The organism is Actinomyces sp. MRS3W (assembly GCF_032465695.1).
GTDB lineage: Bacteria > Actinomycetota > Actinomycetes > Actinomycetales > Actinomycetaceae > Actinomyces.
Window position 1 is genome coordinate 1 of the sequence record NZ_JAWDJJ010000254.1, and the last position, 5199, is coordinate 5199.

Annotated in this window: 4 protein-coding genes; all 4 read left to right on the forward strand. The window is 67.1% G+C overall.

The genetic code is table 11. The annotated features are described in order from the left end of the window. Nucleotides 1-152 precede the first annotated feature (152 nt). Complete coding sequence (locus RWX45_RS09700; RefSeq protein ID WP_316023523.1) at nucleotides 153-1829, forward strand: L-lactate permease; 1677 nt, start codon at nucleotides 153-155, stop codon at nucleotides 1827-1829. Between the two features lie 62 nt (nucleotides 1830-1891). Next, on the forward strand, nucleotides 1892-2548 hold the full coding sequence (locus tag RWX45_RS09705) for a hypothetical protein (RefSeq protein ID WP_316023524.1): 657 nt from the start codon (nucleotides 1892-1894) through the stop codon (nucleotides 2546-2548). A gap of 296 nt (nucleotides 2549-2844) precedes the next feature. After that, the gene (locus RWX45_RS09710; RefSeq protein WP_316023525.1) at nucleotides 2845-3645 is read left to right on the forward strand and encodes a (Fe-S)-binding protein; all 801 of its coding nucleotides are present in this window, start codon (nucleotides 2845-2847) and stop codon (nucleotides 3643-3645) included. Then, nucleotides 3645-5199: LutB/LldF family L-lactate oxidation iron-sulfur protein (locus tag RWX45_RS09715; protein ID WP_316023526.1), on the forward strand; the 1555-nt coding region annotated here is incomplete at its 3' end. The genes RWX45_RS09710 and RWX45_RS09715, both read left to right, overlap by 1 nt.

Here is a 5199-nt window from a genome sequence, read left to right on the forward strand (position 1 = left end):
GTCTGGGCCGCGGCAGACGTCCCGAGAGCAAAGAGGACCGCCAAGCCTTACGCACGATCGGTAAAAAGATGAGATGATCCGCTCATTACCGCAGCGTCAGCCGATGCCGATCAGCCGCGACACCGCCGTCCCCAACCGCCCCGGAACCTCTCATGACACTCTCAACGCTCCTGTCCGCCACGACTTTTACGCCGTCCACAACCGCCGTGGCCGGTAATGTCTTTCTCACCGCGTTCGTCGGCCTGCTGCCGCTGATCGCGTTCTTCGTGCTCATGGGGGTCTTCAAGGTCGCCACCCACTGGTGCGCCATCATCTCGCTGGTGTTCTCGGCCGTCATCGCCATCGTGGCTTTCCACATGCCGGTGGGGATGACGGCGCTGTCGGCCACCCAGGGCCTGGCCATGGGCTTCCTGCCCATCATCTACATCATCGTCGCGGCGGTCTGGCTGTATAACCTCACCGAATCTTCCGGGCGCAGTCAGGATCTCAAAGCTGTCTTCAACACCATCGGCAAGGGCGACCAGCGCGTCCAGGCCTTCATCGTCGCTTTCTGCTTCGGCTCGCTGCTCGAGGGGCTGGCCGGCTTCGGCGCCCCTGTGGCGATCACCGGCGCCATGCTGGTGACCCTGGGACTGCCCAAGCTCAAGGCCGCCACCACCACCATCGTCGGCAATGGCATCTATGTGGGCTTCGGCGCCATGGCGATCCCGACGACCACTGCCGCCAACCTGGGCGGGGAAGAACCGGTGGCGGTGGCCCAGAACATGGGTCACTTGTCGGCCATCATCATGGTGGTCGTGCCCTTCCTGCTGCTGTTCATCCTCGACGGCGCACGCGGGCTGCGGCAGCTGTGGCCGCTCGCCCTGGTGTCGGGAATCGCCGCCGGCGCCGGGCACTTCATTACTCCCAGCATCTCCTACGAGCTGTCCTCCGTGGTCGCCGCGCTGTTGGCCTTCGCGGTCGCCTACCTGTTCCTGCTGGCATGGACCCCGAGCACCCCGGAGGAGTACCGCACCGAAATCGATGACGCGGACAAGCCCGACCGCGAGCGCGTCATGCTGGCGCTGCTGCCCTACATCCTCGTCGTCGTCATCATCGCCGTCACCAAGCTGTGGAAGTTCGGCGTTGACCTGTCCGACGTCCTGTCCGGCACCGACATCAAGATCCCGTGGCCGGGCGTGTACGGCAACCTGCTCACGCCCGACGGCGAGGCCGCCACCTCCGCCGTGTACAACCTGCAGACGCTGTCCAACCCCGGCACGTGGATCATCCTGACCGCCATCATCGTGACCTTCGTGTACGGCACCCGCTCGTCCGGGGGACGCTTCCAAACCTCGGTGGGCAAGATGTTCATGGTGCTGCCGCGCACCATCTATTCCCTGCGCATGTCGATCCTCACCATCGCCATGGTGATGGCGCTGGCCTACGTCATGAACTTCTCCGGCCAGACCACTGCGGTTGGTGCGGCCCTGGCCACCACCGGCGCTGCCTTCGCCTTCCTCTCCCCCGTGCTGGGTTGGATCGGCACGGCCGTGGCCGGCTCTGCCACGAGCGCCGGCGCGCTGTTCGCCAACCTCCAGTCGACGGCGGCCGCCGGGGCCGGTCTGGACCCGCGCATCCTGCTGGCCGCCAACACCATCGGCGGCGGCCTGGGCAAGATCGTCTCCCCGCAGAACCTCGCCATCGCGACCACCGCCGTCGATGCCCCCGGCACCGATGCGGAGCTCCTCAAGAAGGTGGCCCCCTACTCCATCGGCCTGCTGCTGATGCTGTGCTGCCTCGTGTTCGCCGCCTCCCAGGGATGGCTGGGCGCCTACATGCCGGCATGATCGGTAACCGTCCCGCCCGGGTTTTCTCTGGCAGACTCCGCCCATGGCCTCGCTCCGTACCCGTGCCGCTGCGCCCGGACCCCGGCGGCGTGCACGACGGCGGTGCGTGCCCCAGCCGGGCAACGGTCACGGGTGCTGCCACGCCATCCGGGGGCGATCGCGAGCAGGGGTACCCGGCTCGCCGCCTACCCCTGCTCGCCGCCGTCGCGGCGCTCGCGCTGGCACTGACCGCCTGCACTTCGCCGTCCCAGCGGCAGGCGCAGGATAACCGCTTCGCCGAGTTCACCGAATACGTTCCCGAGCAGCCGACCGTCCAAACCTCCGTGGACTCGGTGACCAGCCGCATGCCGGCCATCGCCGCCACCGAGGCGCACTTTGTCGGGCAGTATCGGGTCGACGAGGGCGAGTCCCAGCTGCCTGCTCCCGACCGCCCCTACTGGTTCCACGCCGTCGTCAACGTCGATCCGACCACGAGCCAAGCGCTTGACGACGCCGCGACCACCACTCCTGCCCTGCTGCCACCCATCCACCCCGACCTCTACCAGTACGTCCCCCAACAGTGCGCCTTCGTCACCGTCCCCGGGACCGAGGCCAACCGGATCCTCGACACCGAGCACGCCGAGCTGGATGGAGAATCGGAGCGATTCACCCTGAACGAGGTGGCCCTGTCCGTTGACTGCGACCTCGTCATTCTCATCGGGACCGGAAACCACTCCTGACCGCTCCCGGCCACGCTCGCGCCGTCGCCTGCGGGAGCTCCTGCACCTGGAGCGCTTCGCACCACAGGTGAGGAAAACCGAAGCCAAGGCTTGCGCAATGCGACCCAGACCACTCCCTCAACGCGGCTCGCAACCCCCACAAGCAACTTCCAACAGGTTCCGTTTTCCCGCATGATTTCAGGGTTCTTCAAGGGGCGTCGAAGGCGATTCCGCTAAGTGGTGGAGCCAGCCGCGCCGCCGCCCTAACCTGGTCACGGTTACGCCAATGCTTTTCGTGGAGGAAAGGACCCCACACCGTGCGCGTCGCACTATTCGCCACCTGTCTGGCAGACACAATGTTCCCACAGGCCGCACAGGCCACCGTCAGCATCCTTGAACGTCTCGGCCACGAAGTCGTCTTCCCCCAGGGGCAGGCGTGCTGTGGCCAGATGCATGCCAACACCGGCTACTTCAAGCAGGCCGCCTCCATTGTGGAGAACCACGTCAAGACCTTCGAGCCCGTCCTGGACGGGGAGTGGGACGCTGTCGTCGTGCCCTCTGGCTCCTGCGCCGGAGCCGCCCGCCACGAGCAGCGCCTGGTGGCCGAGCACGTCGGCGACTCCAAGCTGGTCAAGCGCGTGGACGCCTTGAGCGCATACACCTACGACATCTCCGAGTTCCTCATCGACGTACTCGGGCTGGAGGACGTGGGCGCCTACTTCCCGCACACCGTCACCTACCACCCCACCTGCCACTCCATGCGGGTGGCGCATGTCGGGGACCGCCCCTACCGGCTGCTGCGCGCCGTCGAGGGGCTCACCCTGATCGAGCTGCCGGATGAGAAGGTCTGCTGCGGCTTCGGCGGCACCTTCTCCATTAAGAACTCGGACACCTCCACCGCCATGGTCGCCGACAAGGCCGCCAACGTCATGTCCACCGGCGCCGAGGTGCTGTGCACCGGTGACTACTCCTGCCTCATGAACATCGGCGGGGCCCTGTCCCGCGTGAACTCCGGCGTGCGCGTCATGCACCTGGCGGAGATCCTCGCCTCCACCAAGGAGGCCCCTTTCGAAGGCCACGCCTCCTTCCAGCCCAACAAGGACCAGGTGAAGCTCTGATGACCCAGACATTCCTCGGTATGCCCGCCTCCACACCCGACGAGCAGCCTCATACCGGCGGCTGGCGCACCAACGTCGCGGTCCCGCAGGACACGCTGCGCTGGGGCCACACCTTCCCCGAGGGCGCCCACAAGACCCTCGCCAACACCCAGATGCGCCGCAACCTGGGCCACGCCACCCGCACCATCCGCAACAAGCGGCAAATGCGCGTGGACGAGATGCCGGACTGGGAGGACCTGCGCAACGCGGCCGAGGCCGTCAAGTTCGAGGTCGCCTCCCGCCTGCCCGAGCTGCTGGAGCAGTTCGAGGCGAACGTGACCGCCAACGGCGGGATCGTCCACTGGGCGCGCGACGCCGCGGAGGCCAACCGCATCGTCGCCGACATCATTAAGTCCAAGGGAGTCGACGACGTCGTCAAGATCAAGTCGATGGCCACCCAGGAGACCAACCTCAACGAGTACCTGGCCGACGAGGGCATCACCGCCCACGAGACCGACCTGGCGGAGATGATCGTCCAGCTCGCCGACGACATGCCCTCCCACATCGTGGTCCCGGCCATCCACCGCAACCGCTCCGAAGTGCGCGGCATCTTCCTGGACCGCATGGGCGACGCCCCCGAGGACCTATCCGACAACCCGCAAGAGCTCACCGCCGCCGCGCGCGCTCACCTGCGCCGCAAGTTCCTCCACGCCAAGGTGGCCGTCTCCGGCACCAACATGGGTGTGGCGGAGACGGGAACCGTCTCCATCTTCGAGTCCGAGGGTAATGGCCGCATGTGCCTGACCCTGCCGGACACGCTCATCACCCTCATGGGCATTGAGAAGCTGGTCCCCCGCTTCCAGGACGTGGAGATCTTCACCCAGCTGCTGCCCCGCTCCGCCACCGGCGAGCGCATGAACCCCTACACGTCCATGTGGACGGGGGTGACTCCGGGCGACGGCCCGCAGGAGTTCCACCTCATCCTTATGGACAACGGCCGCACCAAGGTCCTTACCGACCCGATCGGCCGCCAGGCGCTCGCCTGCATCCGCTGCGGCTCGTGCATGAACATCTGCCCCGTCTACCAGCACACCGGCGGGCACGCCTACGGCTCGGTCTACCCCGGGCCCATCGGCTCGATCCTCACCCCGCAGCTCACGCAGGGCCTGGACGACGACGATCCGGTCCACACCCTGCCCTTCGCCTCCTCGCTGTGCGGGGCCTGCGCGGAGGTGTGCCCGGTCAAGATCGACATCCCCACCATCCTCATCCACCTGCGCGCCCGCAGTGTGGACGTCAAACGTCGCCTCGTACCCGACATGTGGGATGTGGCCATGAACACCACCGCCCCGCTCATGTCCAACGGCAAGGCGTGGCTGGCCGCCACCGAGGGGGTCAAGGCCACCCGGCTCATGGGCAAGGACGGGCGCATCGGCGCCCTGCCGTTCCCGGCATCGCTGTGGACGCGTTCGCGTGACTTGCCGATTGCCCCCAAGGAATCGCTGCGGCACTGGTGGAAGCGCACCCACCCCGACGGCATCACCCCCGCCAGCCCGGCATCCGACGCCCCCGCAC

What these genes read in the sequence shown, in the direction of transcription:
- RWX45_RS09700 (WP_316023523.1), top strand. Translation starts at nt 153, where the DNA reads ATGACACTCTCAACGCTCCTGTCCGCCACGACTTTTACGCCGTCCACA.